General features: G+C 42.0%; 22 protein-coding genes. All 22 read right to left on the reverse strand.

Annotated features, from left to right (window positions below):
- Position 1: 1 nt before the first annotated feature.
- Positions 2 to 997: an alpha-ketoacid dehydrogenase subunit beta gene (locus QUF73_05880; GenBank protein ID MDM5225737.1), complete on the reverse strand. Its 996-nt coding sequence runs from the start codon at positions 995 to 997 to the stop codon at positions 2 to 4.
- Positions 997 to 2,064, reverse strand: coding sequence for a pyruvate dehydrogenase (acetyl-transferring) E1 component subunit alpha (gene pdhA / locus QUF73_05885; protein MDM5225738.1), 1,068 nt, complete (start codon positions 2,062 to 2,064; stop codon positions 997 to 999). Before pdhA ends, QUF73_05880 begins: the two co-directional genes overlap by 1 nt.
- Before the next feature lie 74 nt (positions 2,065 to 2,138).
- Positions 2,139 to 3,248: a Glu/Leu/Phe/Val dehydrogenase gene (locus QUF73_05890; GenBank protein MDM5225739.1), complete on the reverse strand. Its 1,110-nt coding sequence runs from the start codon at positions 3,246 to 3,248 to the stop codon at positions 2,139 to 2,141.
- An 84-nt stretch (positions 3,249 to 3,332) separates the two neighbouring features.
- On the reverse strand, positions 3,333 to 3,722 hold the full coding sequence (locus tag QUF73_05895) for a thioesterase (protein MDM5225740.1): 390 nt from the start codon (positions 3,720 to 3,722) through the stop codon (positions 3,333 to 3,335).
- Between the two features lie 167 nt (positions 3,723 to 3,889).
- Positions 3,890 to 4,684 (reverse strand): ABC transporter ATP-binding protein, encoded by a 795-nt coding sequence (locus QUF73_05900; GenBank protein MDM5225741.1) that lies wholly within the window; start codon positions 4,682 to 4,684, stop codon positions 3,890 to 3,892.
- The gene (locus QUF73_05905) at positions 4,659 to 5,690 is read right to left on the reverse strand and encodes an ABC transporter permease (GenBank protein ID MDM5225742.1); all 1,032 of its coding nucleotides are present in this window, start codon (positions 5,688 to 5,690) and stop codon (positions 4,659 to 4,661) included. The genes QUF73_05900 and QUF73_05905 overlap by 26 nt, the downstream gene beginning before the upstream one ends.
- Positions 5,691 to 5,934: 244 nt before the next feature.
- Positions 5,935 to 6,945 carry an ABC transporter substrate-binding protein gene (locus QUF73_05910; protein MDM5225743.1) on the reverse strand — a complete coding sequence of 337 codons (1,011 nt, stop codon included), beginning with the start codon at positions 6,943 to 6,945 and terminating at the stop codon, positions 5,935 to 5,937.
- Positions 6,946 to 7,204: 259 nt separating this feature from the next.
- Positions 7,205 to 8,155: a nitronate monooxygenase gene (locus tag QUF73_05915; protein ID MDM5225744.1), complete on the reverse strand. Its 951-nt coding sequence runs from the start codon at positions 8,153 to 8,155 to the stop codon at positions 7,205 to 7,207.
- A gap of 146 nt (positions 8,156 to 8,301) precedes the next feature.
- Positions 8,302 to 8,802 (reverse strand): hypothetical protein, encoded by a 501-nt coding sequence (locus QUF73_05920; protein ID MDM5225745.1) that lies wholly within the window; start codon positions 8,800 to 8,802, stop codon positions 8,302 to 8,304.
- Positions 8,803 to 8,961: 159 nt separating this feature from the next.
- Positions 8,962 to 9,267, reverse strand: a complete 306-nt coding sequence (locus tag QUF73_05925; GenBank protein ID MDM5225746.1) for a hypothetical protein — start codon at positions 9,265 to 9,267, stop codon at positions 8,962 to 8,964.
- Positions 9,268 to 9,395: 128 nt separating this feature from the next.
- Positions 9,396 to 10,271: a phenylacetic acid degradation operon negative regulatory protein PaaX gene (paaX, locus tag QUF73_05930; protein MDM5225747.1), complete on the reverse strand. Its 876-nt coding sequence runs from the start codon at positions 10,269 to 10,271 to the stop codon at positions 9,396 to 9,398.
- A 188-nt stretch (positions 10,272 to 10,459) separates the two neighbouring features.
- Positions 10,460 to 11,656 carry an acetyl-CoA C-acyltransferase gene (locus QUF73_05935; GenBank protein MDM5225748.1) on the reverse strand — a complete coding sequence of 399 codons (1,197 nt, stop codon included), beginning with the start codon at positions 11,654 to 11,656 and terminating at the stop codon, positions 10,460 to 10,462.
- Positions 11,653 to 12,519, reverse strand: coding sequence for a 3-hydroxyacyl-CoA dehydrogenase (locus QUF73_05940; GenBank protein ID MDM5225749.1), 867 nt, complete (start codon positions 12,517 to 12,519; stop codon positions 11,653 to 11,655). The genes QUF73_05935 and QUF73_05940 overlap by 4 nt, the downstream gene beginning before the upstream one ends.
- Positions 12,520 to 12,637: 118 nt before the next feature.
- Positions 12,638 to 13,411, reverse strand: coding sequence for an enoyl-CoA hydratase-related protein (locus tag QUF73_05945; GenBank protein ID MDM5225750.1), 774 nt, complete (start codon positions 13,409 to 13,411; stop codon positions 12,638 to 12,640).
- A gap of 18 nt (positions 13,412 to 13,429) precedes the next feature.
- Positions 13,430 to 14,209, reverse strand: coding sequence for an enoyl-CoA hydratase-related protein (locus QUF73_05950; GenBank protein ID MDM5225751.1), 780 nt, complete (start codon positions 14,207 to 14,209; stop codon positions 13,430 to 13,432).
- Positions 14,202 to 14,510 carry an EthD family reductase gene (locus QUF73_05955; protein MDM5225752.1) on the reverse strand — a complete coding sequence of 103 codons (309 nt, stop codon included), beginning with the start codon at positions 14,508 to 14,510 and terminating at the stop codon, positions 14,202 to 14,204. Before QUF73_05955 ends, QUF73_05950 begins: the two co-directional genes overlap by 8 nt.
- 185 nt (positions 14,511 to 14,695) lie before the next feature.
- Entirely contained in the window at positions 14,696 to 15,178 is a 483-nt protein-coding gene (gene paaD, locus QUF73_05960; GenBank protein MDM5225753.1) for a 1,2-phenylacetyl-CoA epoxidase subunit PaaD, read from the reverse strand.
- Positions 15,179 to 15,214: 36 nt separating this feature from the next.
- Complete coding sequence (paaC, locus tag QUF73_05965) at positions 15,215 to 16,015, reverse strand: 1,2-phenylacetyl-CoA epoxidase subunit PaaC (GenBank protein MDM5225754.1); 801 nt, start codon at positions 16,013 to 16,015, stop codon at positions 15,215 to 15,217.
- Between the two features lie 13 nt (positions 16,016 to 16,028).
- Positions 16,029 to 16,379 carry a 1,2-phenylacetyl-CoA epoxidase subunit PaaB gene (paaB, locus tag QUF73_05970; GenBank protein ID MDM5225755.1) on the reverse strand — a complete coding sequence of 117 codons (351 nt, stop codon included), beginning with the start codon at positions 16,377 to 16,379 and terminating at the stop codon, positions 16,029 to 16,031.
- Between the two features lie 24 nt (positions 16,380 to 16,403).
- Complete coding sequence (paaA, locus tag QUF73_05975; GenBank protein ID MDM5225756.1) at positions 16,404 to 17,363, reverse strand: 1,2-phenylacetyl-CoA epoxidase subunit PaaA; 960 nt, start codon at positions 17,361 to 17,363, stop codon at positions 16,404 to 16,406.
- 19 nt (positions 17,364 to 17,382) lie between these two features.
- On the reverse strand, positions 17,383 to 18,705 hold the full coding sequence (locus QUF73_05980; GenBank protein MDM5225757.1) for an AMP-binding protein: 1,323 nt from the start codon (positions 18,703 to 18,705) through the stop codon (positions 17,383 to 17,385).
- 197 nt (positions 18,706 to 18,902) lie between these two features.
- Positions 18,903 to 22,289, reverse strand: a complete 3,387-nt coding sequence (locus tag QUF73_05985; protein ID MDM5225758.1) for a hypothetical protein — start codon at positions 22,287 to 22,289, stop codon at positions 18,903 to 18,905.
- Positions 22,290 to 22,394 lie beyond the last annotated feature (105 nt).

The following is a 22,394-nucleotide window of genomic DNA, read 5'->3' on the forward strand; positions in this document are numbered from 1 at the left end:
CCTAAAACTTCATAACTTTTTCTATTGCTTGCTGGATCCTTGCCGGAGTTGGCAGGTAATGGTCCTCAAAACCGAAATATGGCACTGGTGCATCAAATCCAGTAACCCGTTCAACAGGTGCTTTTTGATATAAAAACGATGTATCATTAATGATGGCAAGCACATCATTTCCTACTCCACCGGTAGCATGAGCTTCATGGACAATGACTGTTCTCCCTGTCTTTTGGACAGATTCTGCGATCATATCTTTATCCAGGGGGAAAAGGGTTCTTAAATCAATCACATCACAATGAGTGTTCTTTTCTTTCATCAGCTTTGCCGCTTTCATAGCTTCAGGCACCATTGCTCCCCACGTAATGACCGTCACATCATCACCCTCCATGAGCTTATTGCCTTTTCCAATTTCAATGCTATACTTCCCTTCAGGAACTTCCTCCTTGGCCGAACGATAGCAGCGCATCGGCTCTAGAAAAAGAACTGGATCCGGGTCTTCAATGGCAGCAATCAGCAGTCCTTTCGCGTCATAAGGACTGGATGGGCAGACTACTTTAATGCCAGGCATATGAGTAAAAATGGCTTCAGTTGAATCACAGTGAATTTCCGGAGCCCTTACACCTGCACCATATGGAGCCCTTATAACCATCGGAACAGTATAATGTCCCATAGTCCTCATTCGGATCCTCGAAGCATGCGTCATAATTTGTTCATATGCAGGATAGATAAAACCCAGAAACTGAATTTCAATTACCGGTAAAAATCCATTTACAGCCATGCCAATCCCCGCTCCGACAAAACCCGCTTCACTTAAAGGAGTATCAATAACACGGCCCTCGCCATACTTAGCCTGAAGACCATCAGTTGCACGAAAAACACCACCGTTCTTTCCGATATCTTCGCCCAGCAGCAAAACCTCTTCTTTTTCATTCAGCATGGTATCTAGTGCATCGGTAATGGCTTGAACCAATGTCATGGTTTTTGCTTCAACTGCCGTTTTCATTATCGGCCACCTCCCATCAGCTTCAGGTACTCTTCTTTCTGCTGCCTGATTTGCCATGTCGGCTCTGCAAAGACATGGTCAAAAATAACTGCTGGATCGGCAGGAGGAAAATCCTCCATTTCGGCTATAGCCTTATCTATTTCAGCAGCTGCTTTTTCTTCAGTGGTCTGCACCCATTTCTCATCGAATATCCCCATATTTTTCATCCACCGCTCAAGTCTTAAAATGGGGTCAGTCTCCTGTCTTCTATTGCTGCTTTCCGATTGATCACGGTACTTAGATGGATCATCTGCAGTGGTATGTGCCCCATATCTCCACGTAACTGCTTCGATTAGTGTCGGCCCTTCACCTTTACGTGCCTTTTCTAAAGCATTTAAGGTTTCAAAATAAACCATGAAAACATCATTGCCATCGATTCTGACTCCCGGAATATCGTAAGCCAGGGCTTTTTGTGCAATTGTTTTTGTATTCATCTGCTTGTTAAAAGGAACAGATATGGCGTATTGATTGTTCTGATTAAAAAAGACAACCGGCGCTTTAAAAATACTGGCGAAATTCAACCCTTCATGAAAATCCCCCTCGGAAGTCGCACCGTCTCCAAAATAAGCAATAGCGGCATTTGATGTACCTTTTTTCCTTTCAGCGAAAGCAGCTCCTGCCGCATGAGGGATTTGTGTCGCAATCGGGATGGCCGGAGGAAAAATTTTCTTTCCGTCAGGCGGCACACACCCTTCATTTCTTCCGTTCCAAAACAAGAGGATATTTCTCAGTGAGTGGCCAAAGGTCATAGCTGCTCCGTGATCGCGATAGGTAGGAAACATCCAATCGTTCTCCTTTAGGGCAGCAGCAGTTCCGACCTGGGAAGCCTCCTGTCCTTCATAAGGTGCATATGTGCCTATCCTGCCCTGGCGCTGGAGTGAAATAGCCTTGCGGTCAAAAATACGGATTCTTGCCATATTTCTATAAAACTCTTTTACAAGTTTTTCAGTTATTTTTTCTTCATAGTCGGAATTGATGATGTTTCCATTTTCGTCCATTATCCGTCTGATCGGAAAGTGATTTTCCATCTTCTCACCCTTTGGCTATTGAATTATTTTTATCACTTTTATACGGTACATATATTGTTATCCAAGCAAAAAAATTAGGTTCTTACTGCCCACTTCGGGCGTTTCATATGGGAAAAAAAGCTATTTCTGCGTGTGCGCGCTTCTATGCGGCTCTCGCAGAATTGGTTGGATGCTTCCACCGTTGTTATTCCATTTGCTTCAGCATGTTCGTAGATGTTCAGAAGAGAGTTATAAATAGCTTTTGTTTTGCGGAGTACCCTTTCTTTATTAGGTGTGTATAATTCGTCTGCGACCTGGATTAATCCCCCTGCATTCACAATATAATCGGGAGCGTATAAGATGCCCTTATTATTAAGGATTTGTCCATGGCGCATATCCATAAGCTGGTTATTGGCAGAACCTACGATTGCTTTTACTTTAAGCTTGCCGATTGTGTCATCATTAATGACGCCGCCCATTGCACATGGAACAAAAAAGTCTGCCTGGGCATCATATATTTCATTGCTGGATAATACCTTCACTCCGGCACCCATTTCTTTCGCTTTACTGAGAAGCTGGTCGATTGCCTGCCGGCTGATATCTGTCACAAATAAATCTGCCCCTTCCTCCAGCAGTCTTTCTGCCACTTTATATCCAACTTTGCCAAGTCCCTGAATGGCATAACTTTTGCCTGAAAGGTCGTCTGTTCCATTCAGTGCTTTATTTGTTGCCTGAAGACCATAAATAACACCCTGTGCGGTTGGTACCGAAGAATCGCCGCTTCCTCCATAAACCTCATCTACCCCTACAATGCAATTCGTTTCCTTCAGGGCATGAACAAAATCTTCTGTGGAAGTACCCATGTCTGTTCCTGTGTAGAACCGCCCGTTCAATGATTCAACAAATTGGCCAAAAGCGCGGAATAGTTCGGGTGTTTTATCTTTTAATGGATCCCCGATAATTACAGCCTTCCCGCCTCCGAAGTCACAATCGGCTGCTGCACATTTATAGGTCATGCCTTTTGATAATCGGAGGACATCTTCAAGGGCATCATCGACGCTGTTGTATGGAAACATACGGCAGCCTCCCAATGCCGGACCCAATCTAGTGCTGTGGATTGCAATGATTGCCTTTAAACCAGTAGATTCATCGTTGCAGAAAACGACTTGTTCATGATCTTTAATTTTTTGGAACATATCTGTCATTTCATTCTCCCCTTTATATATGATAGCGCTTACAATAAGATAAAATTAAAATGCCTTTTTTAAGGCTAAGATACTTCTATTCTTTTAGTCTCTCTTTAACAATTCTGCAATCCTGCTTTTTTTCAGAATCACCTGTTTGACTTCACCTTCGCCAGCAAGTATTTTTCCATTATGGACAGTTACAGTTGAGTAAACTGAATTTCCATCCAGCCTGGATACGGTAGCTGTTATGATAATGGATGACCCTTCAGGTGAAGGCGATAAATGCCTGGCTGTAACAGCTCCCCCCATTCCTTCTTCTTCCTCATCCAAGTAGGGGATGATCAGCAGGCGGGATGCCCATTCCATGTGATAGATCATCGTTACGGTTGAATAGGCAGGATGAATGACCTCCCCTTCAAACTGTGCGAACATCTCAGGGGAAACCACTGCATGGACAACTGCCTGGTTCCCAATTTGCAGCCCAGGTTTCATACCATCCCTCCCTGTTATTCATAAAATATGTATGACGTTTATTTAACGATATGATACCATTACGTTAAATAAATAGTCAATAAATTGTAAAAACTTTAAAAATTCTTATGATTCTCAGCCATGCAAAAAGGATTAACCAGCAAAATTGGCTAATCCTTTTTATTATTCTAAGAAAGCAAAGCACGATCACTTGCCATTTTTGTTCCGCGAATCCGCTGAAATTCGTTTAGAAGCTGTTCAATTGTCAGATGCTGTTTCTGTCCATCATCTACTTCAAGAATAATCTGGCCTTTATCCATCATAATCAGCCTATTTCCTAAATCCAGCGCCTGCTGCATATTATGAGTGACCATTAAAGTGGTTAAATTGTACTTTTCTACAATTTCCTTTGTCAGATTCGTTATAAGCTCTGCGCGAGCCGGATCAAGAGCAGCGGTATGTTCATCGAGCAAAAGAATGGATGGCTCTGTGAAGGTAGCCATTAATAATGAAAGTGCCTGCCTTTCTCCTCCTGATAATAAACCAACCTTTGCATTTAAACGGTCTTCAAGGCCAAGATGAAGCGTTTCAAGAACTTCACGAAAATAGTCTTTGCGCTTTTTCGTAACTCCTTTTCTTAATGTTCTTGTTTTATTCCTTGAATACGCCATGGCGAGATTTTCTTCAATTGTCATGGACGGAGCGGTACCGGCCATCGGATCCTGAAAAACCCGGCCTATGAGCTTTGCCCTTTTATATTCAGACATGCCAGTCACATTTTGGCCATCGATATAAACGGACCCGGCATCAGGAATCATGACACCGGAGATAATATTCATTAAAGTGGACTTCCCTGCCCCATTACTTCCGATAACGGTGACAAAGTCCCCCTCATTCAATGTGAGATTGATCGTATCCAGTGCAATCTTTTCATCTGGAGTACCTTCATTGAAGACTTTATGAATCTGATTTAATTGCAGCACCAGTCTCACCCTTTCCGCCTGATGGCAATTCACTTATGTTCATGCTTCCTGCCAGTCTTTTGGCTTTCCGTTTCTTCTCCTTCGTGCGGTCAATAATCTTCGGCATTATTAAGGCAAGGATTACAATAGTTGCTGTAATCAGCTTCATATCACCAGGTTCCAGGAACTCTACCCTCAGCGCCATGGTAACTACGATGCGGTAGATAATCGCTCCTCCAATAACCGCCAGGGTAGTTCTGGCAATTGTTTTTGTGCCAAATAATGCTTCACCGATTATGACTGAAGCCAGACCGATGATAATCATTCCGATACCCATACCAACATCGGCGAATCCTCCTTGCTGTGCAATCAATGCTCCGGAGAAAGCAACCATTGCATTGGAAATGCCCAGCCCCAAAATCACCATCATGTTGGTATTGGCAGAAAGACTGCGGATCATCCTCTTGTTGTCACCTGTAGCCCTTAAAGCTAATCCAATCTCTGTCTGAAGAAACCGATCTGTCAAGAATTTTATTGCCAATGTTACAACTAACATAAAGAGGATAATGCCCCATGTTCTTGGGAGGCTGTCGCCAAGCCCCACCATGGTCAATATACCGTTGAAAAAAGGATCAATTCCTGTTTTATCCCAAAAATCCCTGACATTTGTAATAGCTGTTTCTGTGTTCAAGAGGGGAACATTTGATTTACCCATGATACGAAGGTTTATCGAATACAGAGCAATCATCATCAGGATTCCTGATAACAGAGCATTGATTTTTCCAAAAGTATGAATAATACCAGTAAGGCAGCCGGCTATAAAACCTGCAAATAATGCAGTGATCGTTGCCAGAAAAGGATTAGCACCGCTGACAATCATGGTTGCAGCTACCGCCGCTCCAGTCACAAAACTTCCATCAACCGTTAAATCCGGAAAGTCCAGGACCCTGAACGATAAATATACTCCAAGTGCCATAATTGCGTAGATAATCCCTGACTCGAACGCACCGAATATGGCTGTAAACATTAAGAATCACACCCTTTATAAAAAGAATAAGAAATTAAAACGCTTTGAACGCCGAAACTGTCTAGCTCCACAAGGAATGCTTCGACAGCTTTATCATCGCACGACTAAAAGCGTTAGCTTTTAGGAGGAGCGCCTACCCCCTTTTAGGTGTTGGGGTTGAAGCAGGCGTTTCCACTTTTCTTCTTGGCTAATAGTTTAAAAAGCAGCCGGCGTGACATTGTGTTGCCAGCCGGCGGATTTTCATTTACTCTTCATGGAACTCAGCGAAATCTGCCCATTCTTCTTTTACTTCCAGCCCTTGTGCTTCAGCTGCTTTTTTATTGATAACCAGTTTAAGGCTTCCAGGAAGCTCAACCGGAATTTCAGATGTTTTTTTATTTCCTTTTAAGATCTCAGCGGCCATTTTGCCTGTCTGATAACCAAGATCAAAATAGTTGAAACCGCTGGCTGCTATAGCCCCGCGTTTCATGGAATCCAGTTCACCCACGAATAAAGGAATCTTTTTGCTGTCAGCGACAGAAATAACCGATTCAAGCGCCGACACAACCGTGTTATCTGTAGGGATATAAATTGCATCTACCCTTCCAACAAGAGAGTCGGCGGCCTGCTTAACTTCAGCAGAGGTTGAAACAGATGCTTCAACAATTTTTGCTCCTTTTGGTTCAGCAAGTTCTTTTACCTGTTTAACCTGAACCTCGGAATTTTGCTCTCCAGAATTGTAAATGATGCCAATATTTTTAACTCCCGCTTCATCAATCATAAAATCAATTGTTTTTGAAGTTCCTTCCGGATGGTTATCAGTAGTACCTGTGATATTGTCTCCAGGCTGATCAAAGGATTCAACAAGGCCGGCTCCAATAGGGTCTGTAACAGATGTGAAGAGAATTGGAATGTCCTTAGTCGCATTAAGAGCACTGACGGCACTCGGAGTAGCGTTTGCAAAAATCATATCCACTTTATCGCCGACGAAATTATTTGCAATCGACTGCGTATTATTCATATCAGCCTGAGCATTTTGAAAATCGAATTTTACATTATCGCCTTCTTTAAAGCCTTCATCCTCCAATGCTTTTTTAAATCCTTCTGTCGCAGCATCTAAAGATGGATGTTCAACAAATTGTGTGATGCCAATTGTGTATTGCTTCTTCTCATCTCCTGCTGAAGAAGAACCACTGGATTTTTCCTGTCCGCAGCCGCTCAAAACAAGCATCCCTGCAGCCATTAACAAGGAAAGAGCTTTTAACGATTTTTTCATTATATGACCCCCTATTCAAATTTATTAACTATCAGCTTGCTGATAATTTAAACCTATTATGTATGCGCTTACATCTCGGAGTGGAAACAGTACGTAAACTGGTTTTCACCATTTATATGATATTTACTTTTAATATCGTAAATACAACGTTATATTATCACCCTAAGTATTGGAGTGTCAATAATATTCTAAAAATTAAATATATTATAACAAGTTATGATTACATAAAAAAGCAAGCAGGAATATAATTGCCTGCTTGCTAGTTTAATAGCTTCTTTGCATTTTGAAGCTGAAGATTGGCATCTTCTATCATTGTATCTAAAAGTTCCTTTACGCTTGGAAGATCATCAATCAGGCCAGCTATCTGGCCGCTGTTCATAAACCCTTCATCACCGTTTCCATTTATCGCTCCAATTTTATGAAAGTCTTCTGAAGTGAGTTTATTAAACTCATCAAGACTGATGCCCTGTTTTTCGTAATCCAGCAATTTATTGGCATAACCGGTGGAAAGCACTCTTCGTATTCTGCCAACTGAACGCCCCAATATAAGAGTTTCATGATCGGATGCTTCAATAATTTTCTTTTTATATTGCTGGTGGAATGGTGCCTCCTTGGTTGCTATGAATCTAGTGCCCATTTGCACCCCGCTTGCCCCCAGTGCAAGCATGGCAGCAAGCCCTCTGCCATCACCGATTCCCCCGGCAGCCACGACAGGAACTGACACCTCGCCTGTTATCTGAGGAATCAATACGAGTGTAGTAGTTTCAAGAGAACTATTGATTCCTGCTGCCTCATACCCTTCAGCAGCAATGATATCCGCCCCGGCTGCCTCTGCTTTCAGCGCCTGTCGAACCGAAGCAGCTACGGTTATGACCTTCACACCTTTTTCATGCAGCTTAGGGATAAAGGGAGCCGGGTTTCCGGCCGAAAGGGAAACTGCCGGAATATTATGTTTAATTACAAGGGACAGGATTTCCTTTACATAAGGGGAGACACTTAATGCAACGTTAACAGCAAATGGCTTCTTTGTTAAACTCTTTGTTTCCTCAATTATCTTCTCAACTTCCATAGGAGGCATTGTTCCTGCCCCGATAGTGCCAAGCCCTCCGGCTTCCGAGACAGCCGCTGTTAAAATGGCGTTGCTAATATTCCCCATGCCGCCCTGAATAATTGGATATTTAATATTTAAAATGTCCGTTAATATATTCAATAAAATTCCTCCTTCGTTAAAATAATGTTATACTAATTTTAATAGTTTGACAATTAGGAACACACATACTTAGCAATAAAGGGTGCAGTCAATGCCTCAGATAAAAATGACCGTTTCATGCACATCGCCGTTTTGCAGGCAGTCCTCTATTCACTCAGCTTTTCCCTTTTTAGTGAAATTTTATAAAACATGATTTGCAGGGTTTGAACAAATGCATAAATAGGAAAAGACCAGGCCATCTGATAGCCTTTTTCATAATGAAATATTCCGAGCTTAGCAGAGGACCATTCAATCAGTACTGCAAGAATAGACCAGAGGGTGACATACAGGATATTCTTATATCCCTTTAGATTTAGTTTCACATATAAATAAACAAAAAAATAACTAAATGGCCCGTACATAATATAGCTCAAAAGATCAATGATTTGATAATTCGATGTATCATTTACATCATATAAATCCCATGGCCTGATACTAATGGTATGATCGAAGAACATTCCGATAAATACGCCAATGGTGATATGAACTGCCGTTTCCAAGCCAGATAATTTTTTGGGCAGTTTCCATATAAGAATTAGCGATACCAGTAAACTTGCTAATACAAACCATTCATTTACGTCAAAAGCTCTTTCATATACCTTTTCCATAATTAGCAGGCTCCTGCTTTAGATACATTATCCCCCTGGACAATCCGAGCCCGGCAATCAAAAAGGCCGAATTTTCTATGCCTGCTTTAATTAAATTCCAGTCTAAAAATGTAATTACTCCGGACGTTAAGCTGAAAAGATCCATTCCAAGAAGACAGATTAAGAATATGGCGAAGATTTTATCCTTTTTACGCCAGATTGAGTTTTCCAATAAATATTAATAAACATAAGAACTAGAAAGGGGCCAATAATTTCACGATGAATCAAGAACACAATAAATAAAATAGAATCTTCTGTAATATGAATCCACTTTAATTGAAGAGCAAGTATGGTTGTATAATTTCGGGCTGCAATTGAAATTAGCATAAGTACGAGAGAGTTTTGCAAAAAGGAAAGCTTTTTTTCTATAAAGTAAAAGAAACTTAGGGTATAAAATGCAATTACAAGTGCTGCAGGCAGAACCATTAAATCACCTTATGAGGGCTTTTTTTTAAATATCATCCTACATTTAATATTGTTTTGGGTATGATGCATTTATTCATTAATCCTATGATTGTATAAATGAAAAAGCCATCCTGCAAGATGGCTCTTTCTCACTCAACCATATAGGGATGATTTAATGCGTCATAATCAGCATCCCTGTTTTTAAGTTCGTTTCCTTCCTTAAAAACACTTTCAAAAAATCTTGATGCCGGTTCAGCCAGTTCTTTATAATATTCACTGAATAATGCAGCAGCATGACTGCCCAGCCATTTATCTGGAAGAAGTTCTTCCGGAAGCCCCGGATCCACAAAGAGGAATTTCCGGTATTCATGCACAAGCTTTGTTCTTTCCACAAAACATTCTGCATCAGTCATATTTCCCTTCTGGATTTTATTTTTATCAATGATATATTTTTGGCTGTATTCGGAAATAAACTCCTGGTATCTTTCATTGATCTCTGTCAGGTTCCAGCTTTTTTCAACAATTTCGATATTCTTATGCGGACCTGCATACCTGGCAATAAAGAAATCAACATAGTCGGCAATATCATATTTCTCGATCAAATCAAATACTTGTTTCTCAAGATTATTAGCTGAAATCCAGCAGCTGCTGGACATGGAGCCAAAACCGCTCCAAACAAGTTCCTTCCGCAATTCATCCCGCACATTGCGGATTTCTTCCGGGATTGTATACATAAGTATGCGCCACATGCCATCCCACTCTTCAGGCTTTAGTTTAAAGATGCGCTTAGCCGCTTCCTCAATCCTTTTCTGCCCTCTTGGCGTTAAGGAATAATAGCTTTTATTGCCGATCTTCTCTGAGCTTACCCATCCCTGCTTATTCATTCTTGAAATAGCTGCTCTGACAGACTGATCATTATGACCAAATTCGCTCAAAAGCTTTATAAGGCTTCCAATCCAAATTTTGCTTCCATAATGTGAAATATAATCGCCATAAAGTGTGAAAATCATAGACCTTGTATTCAACTTGCTTTCATCCTCATTTCATCATGTGGGTTGAACGGAAAAAATTCGTTATATACAATTGTACTAAAATTAGGCAGTTTTGAACAATACTTTTTCGGCATACTAAATAATTTGCCTGCCTCTGCCTTTATACATCACCGCCAAAGTCTTTATAACCCTAAAAACCATAGAGAATAAAATCTCTATGGTCAGCGCTCAACGATTGTTGAAATCCCCTGGCCAACTCCCACACACATCGTTGCCAGGCCGTATTTTGAATTCCTGCGCTTCATTTCATGCAATAAAGTAGTCAGAATACGGGCACCGCTCGCCCCAAGCGGATGGCCAAATGCAATTGCTCCGCCATTTACATTTACCCGCTCCGAATCGGCACCAAGTTCTTTTATGCAGGCAAGGGATTGTGAAGCAAAAGCTTCATTCAATTCGGTTAAGTCTATATCATTCATGGTAAGGCCAGCCCTCTTCAAAGCTTTCTGAGTGGAATAAACAGGACCTGCCCCCATAATCGAAGGCTCAAGTCCTGCTGCTGCGGATACAATATAAGTTCCAAGGGGCTTTAATCCTAGTTCACGCGCTTTTTCCTCAGACATCAGCAACAATGCAGACGCACCGTCGTTAACCCCTGAAGCATTGCCCGCAGTTACAGTTCCGCCCTGAAAAATAGGTTTTAAGCTTGAGAGCTTTTCATAAGTTGTTTCGGGCCGGGGATGCTCATCAATTGAAATCGTCACCTCACTCCCATTTTTATCTATATATGTAACGGGAATAATTTCATCGTGGAATATGCCTTTTTCAATAGCTGATTTTGCTCTCTTCTGGCTTTCATAAGCAAACAGATCCTGCTCTTCACGGGATATGCCATACTTTTCTGCAACATTTTCTGCCGTCTTAGGCATGCTTTCAGCACCGTACATTTTCTCAAGCCTGCTGTTTGTAAATCGCCAGCCGATGGTTGTGTCATACATCTCCATATTCCCTCTTGGAAACTCGCTGCTTGGCTTTGCCATGACAAATGGGGCACGTGTCATGCTTTCCGTACCGCCTGCAATAAAAATATCTCCTTCTCCGGCTAAAATGGCCCGTGCAGCATAATTAACAGCGTCTAAACCAGACCCGCAAAGCCGGTTAACTGTTGAAGCAGCCACTTCGACAGGCAAACCTGCAAGCAAAGCTGCCATCCTGGCAACATTGCGATTATCTTCTCCTGCCTGATTGGCATTTCCCAGTATGACCTCTTCAATTTCTGCAGGATTCACCTTCGGATTTCTATCCAGCAGAGCTCTAATGACGATAGCTCCCAAATCATCCGGACGAATATCCTTTAAACCACCTTTATATCTCCCGATCGGAGTCCTTACAGCATCCACAATTACTGCTTTTCTCATTGCTTAACTCCCTCTCTGGCAGTGTAATCATAAACACCCCTGCCTGTTTTGCGTCCAAGCCTGCCAGCTTTGACATATTGTTCAAGGAGCGGTGCCGGCCGGTATTTTTCTCCCAGCTTGCTGTGAAGGTATTTTAAATTATTCAAGCGCGTATCGAGGCCGACAAGGTCCCCAAGTTCGAATGGCCCCATAGGATAATTCAGCCCAAGCTTAATTGCCTTATCAATTTCTTCAGGTGTGCCAAGACCTTCCTGCAGCATATAAAAAGCCTCATTTCCAACGAGTGCACTGATCCTGCTTGTTACAAAGCCTGGAAACTCATTAATGACTACTGTTTCTTTTCCCATTTGCTCGGCAGCACGTTTAATTAACTGTGCTGTTTCTTCACTTGTTTCAAGCCCTTTAATAATTTCAACAAGCGGCATTTTTTGGACGGGATTAAAGAAGTGCATGGCAATCACTTTGTCCGGGCGTTTTGTAAATGATCCAATCTCGGTTGGACTCATGGTAGAAGTGTTTGTAGCAAAACAGCAGTGTTCAGGTGCGTGCTGATCAATCACCTCGAAAATATTTTTCTTAATATCCATCACTTCAGGGACTGCCTCAATAACAAGATCAGCTTCACTTACATGCTGAGCAAGACTTACAGAATAGGTAAGACGGTTTTTGCTTGCTTGCATATCAGCGGCTGTTATTTTATTCCTGGCGAGTCCTTTTTCAAAGATGCTATCAACCTCTTTTTCCGCACCGATTAATTGTTCCCGGCTGATATCTACAAGGGTGGTGTGAAATCCCCCGACTGCACTGACATACGCAATCCCACGCCCCATCACGCCTGAACCAATCACGACTATATTTTTCATGGTGTAATCCTCCTTTCAGTTTAAAAAAAGACGAGCACCCGAAACGAGATGCTCGCAAGAAGAACATAAAACGGGCAAATATTTTAATAGGATTCTAAGTCTTTTAATCCAGCAAGTTCTACTTCCCTTGAAACACAGGCTTGCGCTTTTGCATAAATGCTGCTACACCCTCTTTATGGTCAAGAGTAAGTCCTGCCAGCCGCTGACCCTGTGCATCTCTCTCCAAACATTCTTCTAAAGTGGTTTCCCAGCTCGCTTTCAGGTTCTTCTTTATTATGGCAATGGCTGCTGTCGGCATGCTGGCCAGCCTTTCTGCAAAAGCCGTTATTTCATCCTGCCATTTCTCCATAGGAATTACCTTGGTAGCCAGGCCAAGCTCTTTGGCTTCCTGTGCATTAACCTTTTCACCGAGCACTGCAAGCTCCATGGCTTTCGCATGACCGATCAGCTTTGGCAGAAAGTAGAGATTCCCAGCATCAGGCACCAGCCCGACATGGATAAAAGCTTCTAAAAAACTGGCTTTATCAGATAGGAGCCTAAAATCGCAAGCTAATGCGAGACTCATACCTGCACCTGCTGCCACCCCATTAACCGCAGCGATAACCGGCTTTTTACATTTATGAAGCTCCAAAACCATTGGATTATAGAACCGGCGGAGTACCTCACCGTGATCCATATCCTCATTTACCCCCTGAAGGTCCTGGCCAGAGCAAAATGCGCGTCCTTCACCTGTTATAACAAGACATCGGACTTCGTTATCCCGGCTTGCCAGTTTTATGGCCTGCTGAACCTCTTTATTAAGCTGTTCTGTGAATGCATTCAGTTTATCCGGGCGATTTAATGAAATCCAGGCAACACCGTTTGCGACCTCATATTTCACCGTTTCAAACATTTGCTATGTACACCTCCTCTACTTCCCTTTGAATTGAGGCTTGCGTTTTTCAATAAAGGCCTTCATTCCTTCTTTTTGATCTTCTGTCGAGAATAATAGATAAAAATTCTTCCGTTCGAATTCCATTCCCTCAATTAAAGAAGTATCAACTGCTTTAAGGACTGCTTCTTTTATTAGCCGTATGGCGATTGGCGCCTGATTGGCAATTTGTTCAGCAGCCTTCATCGTTTCTTCTAAAAGAAGCTCCTCTGATATAAGCTGGTTGACGATGCCATGTTGAAGCGCTTCTTTGGCGGTGATTCTTTTGCCGGTAAAAAGCCATTCCATTGCTTTCGTTTTTCCGACAAGCTTAGTAAGCCTCTGCGTTCCGCCTGCACCTGGCATTACTCCCAGGTTTACCTCCGGAAAGCCAAACTCCGCGTTATCAGCGGCATAAAGCAAATCACAGCATAAAGCAAGCTCAAAGCCGCCGCCAAGGGCAAAACCATGAACCGCCCCGATAATCGGTTTCTTGATCATGGCAAGGCGATCCCAATCCTTAAATTGATTGCGAAGCTCAAAATCTATTGCCTGGTCGTTTGCCATCTCATCAATATCTGCTCCGGCTGCAAATGCTCTGCCATTGCCGCTTAATACGATAGCATTAATGGTGCTGTCAGCCTCAAACCCTTCCATCACTTCCAGAATCTCTGAAACCATAGGGCGGTTGATTGCATTTAAGACTTTTGGCCGGTTTAAAGCAATTAAACCAAGCTTTCCATGCTGTGAAACTTCAATAGCTTCATAGCTTTTACTCATCTGCTTCCTCACCAATCATAAGAGTGATAATATCACCTGCAAATTTCATGGCGTCTTTTCCCGATGCCTTGCCTTCATCTGTTCTCATAGCCTCCTGTAAAGATTCATGGCTGTCATAGTACATTTCGCACATCAAATAGTACTTCCCTTCGCCCCCCATAGGACTGCCAACAATTTTTGTAACTTCCATTTTGCGGAGACCCGGAATTTTGGCTGTAAGCGGCGCGTGCGTATTAAAATAATGGTCATCAAATGCCTCCTTATTTTCAGGGTGCTTATAAAGAGCGATTAATTTTACCATTTGTCAACTTCCTTTCAGGTTTAGTGGATTTGATTCATTTAATAGTATTCCTGGAGCCGGATTCATATGTTATTTGTGTTATCTCCAGGAATTTATCATTGAAGGTTTAACAGTTTTCCAGCATCTTAAAAATAGCACTAGAAACAATTGACCGGTTTTCATAACAAATTCGAAAGTCCTTATAGCTACATCATTGTTGATACAGGTTTCATAGCTTCAAAGGGATTCCTGCAGGATTTGCAGTATAAAATGCTGCGGCAGGCAGTAGGGCCAAACAGGTTTTCCATTGTCGTATATGTGGACCCGCAAAAAGGACAATCCACATGCCATTCACCTGTTTCACATATTAATTTTGGAGGCGGCGCAATTCCGAATTCCTTTAGCTTTAACCTTCCTGTTTCTGTTATCCGGTCAGACGTCCAGGGCGGATGATAGATAAACCGGACCTCTATTTTTTCAAATATCCCTGCCTTGTCTATTTCGGTTTCCACGTTTTTTCGAATGATATCCAGTGCAGGGCATCCCATAAAAGTAGGCAGGAGTTTAACCAATACTGAATTGCCCTCCGCCTCAATCTGCTCCAGCATTCCTAAATCAACGATTGAAATGCTATCTATTTCAGGGTCTTTAACATTATGAAGCGCTTCCAACGCGGTTTTTATCAACATTTGATCCTGCTCCATTTACATCACCCTTTAAAAAACTTACCAGCTTGCAGCTGGATGTATGTTATACACCTCGCTCAAAGTGGCTAAAGCTGACTCAAGGTCGGCAGTATGCTCTCCTATGCGGCCATTTCCATTTTCCATTGCAAGGTCTGCCTCTGAGACTGCCAGATTGATAGATTCAAAAACAGGCTTCATTGTAAGCAGCCAGCGCTGCTTTAATATTTCTTCCTTCTCAATGAGGCCATGTTCCGCCATATCTTTTGCCAGCGGTCCCAATGTTATGACTCCTTCAAAATCAGCTAAAACCTTCCCAATGGCCGCTTCCATCCTCGTTCTGGCTTCCCCGTCAGCCTGCATCAGCTGGATAAACCATATTTTCCAGTGAAGGAGATGATAATAAAGCTCCATATTAACCTTTAATGCCACCTCGGCTAATGGCCGATAAGAAGAATTTTTAAGAGATTCCAATCTGATTTTTTTCGATTGGATATAAAAATAATTTCTTACTACTGCGAATGCCCAGTCATATTGTGCTGAAGACAAGTAATGACCTGGACCATTTACCACTTCCAAAAGGACAGCATTTCTCCTTTCAGAAGCTTCTCTTGCATGTGCAAGACTATCTACATTGCCTTCTCCAAGATCCTCCAGCAGCTGATAAAACATGGCGGCATGGCCCATGGTATCCTGGCTGATGGATGAAAAGGCGACATCCTCCTCTATATGAGGTGCCAGGCCAAGCCACTCTGAACCCCGGTAGGCAAGTATGAAGTCATCGTCAGCAAGCTGATATAATAATGATGTCAGTGCCGGCTTAACCTTAGCGTCGATTGGCATTTTACTAACTGGCTCAGTCACCTTTCTTCATCCCTCCCCATGACAGAATTTCCTTTTCATCAAGCATTTCCTGCTCGTAGTGGCGCCACTTTTTCTTCAAATATCCGTATCCTTTTGTCGTGCGGTAATCTTTGTTGTCCAGACGCTGAAGTGAGTGCTTTTCTTCCGGTGTCAGCTTCCGGATATCAGAGCGTTTGACGACCCAGATATCAGCAACCGGTTCTCTCCTCATAAAATTTTCCTGTGCCATGACGAGTGCAAGCTCTCGATTTGGCGCCAGCAGGGAAAATTGATATTGCAGAGGCGAGGTATCGGTTCTTTGACTAAAGACTTCGAATTCCTGATAAAACCCATCGTTTCCCAAAGGGATCCCTCCCATCTGAACGGTTTAGTTTGCAGTATTGAGCGCTTCGCGCACCCATTTGTTAGTCTCATAAGCTGTGCGGCGGAGTCCGAGCCGCTCCTGAGATTTTGGCCCATTATTTTTAATAATGTCCTTGAACTTATTCCAGTCAGGCTGCCTATAAACCCATAGCTCCTGATCCTGGTCAAAATGCATTGTCTCATCCGGCAGTTTGATGCCAAGCGAGAGAACACGGGGAATATACTTTGTAAAAAAGTCTTGCCTTAAGTCTTCGTTCGTCTTTGTCCGGATTCTGTATTTTATCGTTGTATCCTGTTTGGAAGTGCCGGTAGTAGAGGCATCACCGGGGCCAAAGAACATTAACAGCGCTTCCCACCAGCGGTTAACCGCATCCTGAACCATCGCTTTCTGCTCCTCGGTTCCTTCTGCAAGCGCCATGATGATTGCTTCACCATGCTGGGCATGAAAAACCTCTTCCGCGCAAATCCGTTTAAGCGCTCTTGCATAAGGGCCGTATGAAGCATTAAGCATATTTGTCTGGGTAATAATAGCAGCACCGTCAACCAGCCAGCCAATCAGCCCTGCATCCCCCCATGTTGGAGCCTCCATATGAAAAACATTGTGGAACTTCAGTCTTCCGCTGAATAAATCCTGCATAATATCTTCACGGGTTTTGCCGAGAGGCTTCATTAAATCCTCTGCAACACGGAGCAGCAGCTGTCCATGTCCCATCTCATCCTGCACCTTTGCCATGATTCCCAGCTTCCGTTTTAATGAAGGGGCTTTTGGCACCCACTCCTTTTCAGGAAGTGCTCCCATAATTTCACTGATTCCATGCATCGAAATCAATTTGATTAATGTCATTCGGTAATCTTCCGGCATCCAATCATCCGCTTCAATTTTTTCTTCTGCATTAATGCGTTTCATGAACTGCACGTATTTTTCTTCTTCCGTCATTTCTTGAAAGAAAAGAGCTTCTGACATGTGATTCACCCCCAGTGAGTTAAAAATTATTCATTCGGGTTACTGCATTTTTCACTGCCGCATTTATAATTCTGACAGCTTTCCCTTCCGATCGTGGAAGCATTTTAGGCGGATGGAGGACAAGTCCGATGTTAATAAAGCAATTTTGCTTCACTGCTTCCTGGATCTTCTTTTTTACATGTTCTGCTTCTCCGATATCTCTATAAAACTCTTCGCTCCATTCAGCATGAAGCTCCAAAAATTTTAAACTTCCCCTCTTATAGACTTGGATATGGTAATGCGGAGAAAGCTCAGGCATCTGAAGAATGCACCGTTCAATCTCGGAAGGAAAGACATTTACACCATTTACATTAAGCATATCGTCTATGCGGCCATTCACACGGCTCATGCGAATCGTAGTTCTCCCGCAAACACACTTCTCTTTAGAAAGGGAGGCAATATCACCAGTTCGGTAGCGAATCACCGGAAAAGCTTCCTTCGTTAAGCTTGTAAAGACAAGCTCACCTTCCTCCCCGTCTGGAAGCGGTATCATTTTTATCGGATCGATCACTTCTGCATAAAAATGATCCTCTGCAATGTGCAGCCCATCCTGAGATTCATGGCATTCCATGGCGACACCTGGTCCAAGAACTTCACTCAGTCCATAAATATCGCATGCTTTAATCCCAAGCTTAGCTTCTAGTGTTTTCCTCATTTCTTCAGACCAAGGCTCTGCACCAAATATCCCATACTTTAAGGATGTATCCGCCGGGTCCATTCCTCTCTCTTCCATCTTCTCTGCTAAATTGAGGATGTAGGAAGGAGTTCCGCAAATAACGTCTGGCTTAAAGTCTTGAATCAGCATAATTTGTCTGTCAGTATTTCCTCCAGAAACAGGTACGGTAGCCATGCCAAGCTGTTCGCTGCCATAATGCAGTCCCAATCCACCTGTAAAGAGACCGTATCCGTAAGCATTATGCAATGTATGGCCAGGTTCGCCTCCTCCGATTAAGATTGCCCTGGCTATCAGATTGCTCCACATTTTAATGTCATTTCTTGTGTAGCCCACTACTGTCGGCTTGCCGCTCGTTCCCGATGAAGCGTGCAGACGGACAATTTCTTTTTTATCCACAGCAAAAAGCCCGAATGGGTAATGTTCCCGCAAATCTGCTTTAACAGTAAAGGGCAGCTTTTGAATATCATCCAGGCTGGTAACGTCTTCAGGTGCAATATTACTTTTCAAAAACTTTTTCCGATAAAAAGGCACATGATTAAATACTCTTTCCACTGTCTGCTTGAGCCGGTCCAACTGCAATTCTTCTATAAAATCGCGGCTTTCCGTTTCAATATCATGCAGAATCAAGACATGACCTCCCAAATTATCATCATATTAAGATAATTATTTTATATAACGTTAAAATATCGTAAGATAAAATATGTGTTATATATTTAACACAAAGATACCGTGTAAACAGGGAAAAGTCAACTTATTTTCTGAAAATTTACTCATTTATTTGGAAAATAATAAAAAGACCTAGCCCGAGGGCTAGGTTAACTTTCTTAGGACCATTCTTTTAATTTGTTCATTATGTTATTTTTCCATTTAGATATTAAAGGCTCCTCACCTTTTGCTGTTTTTTGTTTCTGCCATTCATTATAGCTTGCTGCAGAAATGAGAATAGAGCCTGCAATTAATAGATACGCCCACCAAGGGAGATTCCCCCAATAAGGTCTTGTCTGAAGCAGCACATTCAGCAGAAGAACGCCAGAGCCTACAAAGAAATAGGACTTTATCCTCCAGCAGGTGCCAGCAAGCATCGAAATCAGGGAGAGGGTACCGACTATGAGCGCATCATAAACCGTATTGCTTGCAAGGCCATCCTGTACAAGCAGCAGGGAAACCAATATTAGGACTGCCCACTGAATTTTGTTAGTTAGTGCTGCGTATTGCCCTTTCAGCACTTTCCTGATAAAAATAATCAGGATAATCCATGGAAGCACGTAAGCCTCCCTTATGAAAAGGTCAGGCAAGTCAATATTCTTTAATAAACTATAATAAGGCTCCAGCAATACAGCTCCCGACAGCAATCCAGGCAGCCATACGTGTTTTGATGCCATCCTGCCCCTCTGTAAAAATAAAAGTGTACTGATCAGGAGTCCAGGGAGAACTTCCGCCCATAGGGAAATTGCCGGAAAAAGATAGGCAGCAAGGAAAAATAACAAAGAGATAATAGTGTAGCTATCAGCTTTTTTGTTCATTAAAATTTTGGCATATACCATTTTGCCAATGATTGCCGAAAACAGTCCAAAACCTGCGGAAACCAGAATTTTCATATCCGGAGCGATTCCGTTAATGAACAGGAATTTGAGCACTGCCACATATAATAATAACAATGGAACAGCAGCCAAAATATCAAATTTAGTTCTATGCAAATATGCGATCAATCCTGCAGAATAGATAATAGAAATGATAAACGGCACATACCCAAAGGGATATGAAGTTAAAAATGCCAGGATCCCAATCACAGACCAAGGTATAAGAAAGTAAACACTTCTCTGTTTATCTTGAGTTTTTCCGGTTAGCCAGAATATGAATACTGAACAGCTGACTAAAAGAACGGCATACTCACTTAAGTTCTCCTCCCAAATATGATCCAAACCCGTCAAGACTACCATGAACAAAGTTAAGAATGAACTGTAGAGGAATATCTTTGCCTTCCACTCTTTAACAGAAACCCTGAAACTGATCCAATAGACAGCCAGGGTGACAAGGAAGGGCCAGATACTGTTTTCCCTGTAGATGAAATAGGTCAGAATCAAGGCAAGCGGCATGTAAATATGGCCAATCCAGCTGAACCCCTTTGCCAGGACAAGATCTTTTTTTGAAATATAATATGCTGCAGCAAGCAGGATCCATGCCCCCATTGGAAGTTCTATCCAATTGAAAAAGATAAAGATAAATGGTAAACCAATCAAGATCATAAAGTAAGCAAAAAGTGATATCGATGCTCCAGCAAAGGGAACCCACTTTTGTTTTAATATATGATATAAGAACAAATACATGAAAATGCCGCCTATAAATACTGCAGGCCTCATCCAAACTTCATTTATTGTCAATGCTGTTGCTGTAAATAGGGAGATTGTATAAAAGCCGAGCGCGATCAAAAATACATTTCTGGCTTGATCTTTTTGTCTCTTCTTATAAAGAGCACCAGCAAGTATAAGGAGGGAAATACTCGCCATTATGGTATTCATAGCTATTCCTAACTCATTCTGATAAAAACTTGAGTTCCAGCGTATATGTTCTCCATAAAACATAAATGCGAACCCGATTGACAAATGGATGGCCCAGGGAATCGCTTCTGTATAAAAAATCCGATTTTCAGCCTTATTCATGAGGTACATGACAAAGCTGAAGATTAATAACATGGTGCCTGCAGCGAGCCAATCAAGAAATCCTGCTGCAATCACAACCGAAAATAACATTATACTAACAGCCACATCCCGTGAGCTTAATTCCACCACTTTTAAGAGCGGATACTTAAGCAGATACCCGAAACTTATAAAAAGCACAAAGCCAATGAAGAAAACAGGTAAAGAAAGATTATTGAACGGGGCTGCTTTATCCAGCATTAGTACTACTTCGAATAAAGCAGAGGATAAAAATACGGGTGCCAGGTAAGCAAATAGCCTGTTTGCCATAACACTTGCCAAATATATAAACTGCACCGCGAGTATAATATAAGCCAGCAGCAGTGATGCAGAGGGTTCGCCGGCCATTAACAGGATTCCTTCAGCTGAAATATAGAGAAAAGCAAGTATCGAAACCGCTGCACTGGTCAGTCTAAAAATCTTATCCCAGGAATATTGCTTATCCATAACTCCAGGAACAAACAGAAAACCAATACCTACAAGCACAAAGAAAACTGGGCCAGCTGCATTTAACATAGTATTTTCAATCAGCTGATAGGCACCATAGACAATCAGTAAGCTGAAGACGAAATGAAACTCCTTCCTGCCTGTTATATACACCATTGATAAATAAACAGCTGCTGTCACCAGAATATTCACACTGTAAAAAACAGGGCTATTGAAAAATACAAGCATCAATAAAGTAGAGATCACTAAATTGATTTGAGCAAAGAAAACCATTTCTCTCGAAAACAATTTTAGGGAAGCCTGTTTTTTCATGCGGTGATAGGCTGCAGACAGCATAGCATTGAAAATCATCAATCCAAGATAAAAACTGTCATTTTCAAGCTTGAATGCTGCCAGTGTAGAACCAGCCCCAGCAGTCAGGGCAATATAGGCAAACCAGACAAAAAGACGTGAGCCCAGTTTCTGTGCAAATACACTGTATACTGGGACGATCAATAAACTGCCAGCCGCTCCGAGTATAAAGCGTCCTTCCCCATAAAAGGAAAGATATGAGCCAAGCAATTCGAACCAGCCAATAGACAAAATAAATATTGGCAAAAATAAACTTCCAAGAACAATGAAAGCAAATGATGTTCTTTCAATTTTTAATACCTTTCCGGAAATAAACGCAAAGCCATAGAAAAGAAGTGAAACTACTGCAATGGATGCACTTTTCATAAAATTAGACATCGTATCCCAGTTGCTTGTGGCAACAAATAACCCGCCGATGAGAAGCAAAATGACTCCAACATTCAGCAGCCAGGAAATGTTTCTTTCACGGACTTCTTCCTGAGATAATTTCTTTTTCGCAGGTTTTTTTGCCTGTTGAACGGGCATTTGCCTGATTTCTTCTGCAGCTTTTGCTGCTTTTACCTGCATTTGTTTCAGTTCTTCAAGGTCCTGATAGTACTGAAGATGGGCGCTCAAGGTGATTTCATAATGTTCAGTTGATATATAGTCTTTCTCTTTCAATTTCGTGAGTTCAAGTTGAAATATGTTCTGATGATATTTTTCTGTTTTGGGGTTCAATGGATTCACCTCTTTTAAATAGAATAATATTCACTTGGTTCAATTAGTGTAATTTTACACATTTTGAAATAATTAATCAATCCCTTGTTTGGCATTTTTTACTTC

The organism is Cytobacillus sp. NJ13, assembly GCA_030348385.1.
In the GTDB taxonomy this organism is placed as follows: domain Bacteria; phylum Bacillota; class Bacilli; order Bacillales; family Cytobacillaceae; genus Cytobacillus.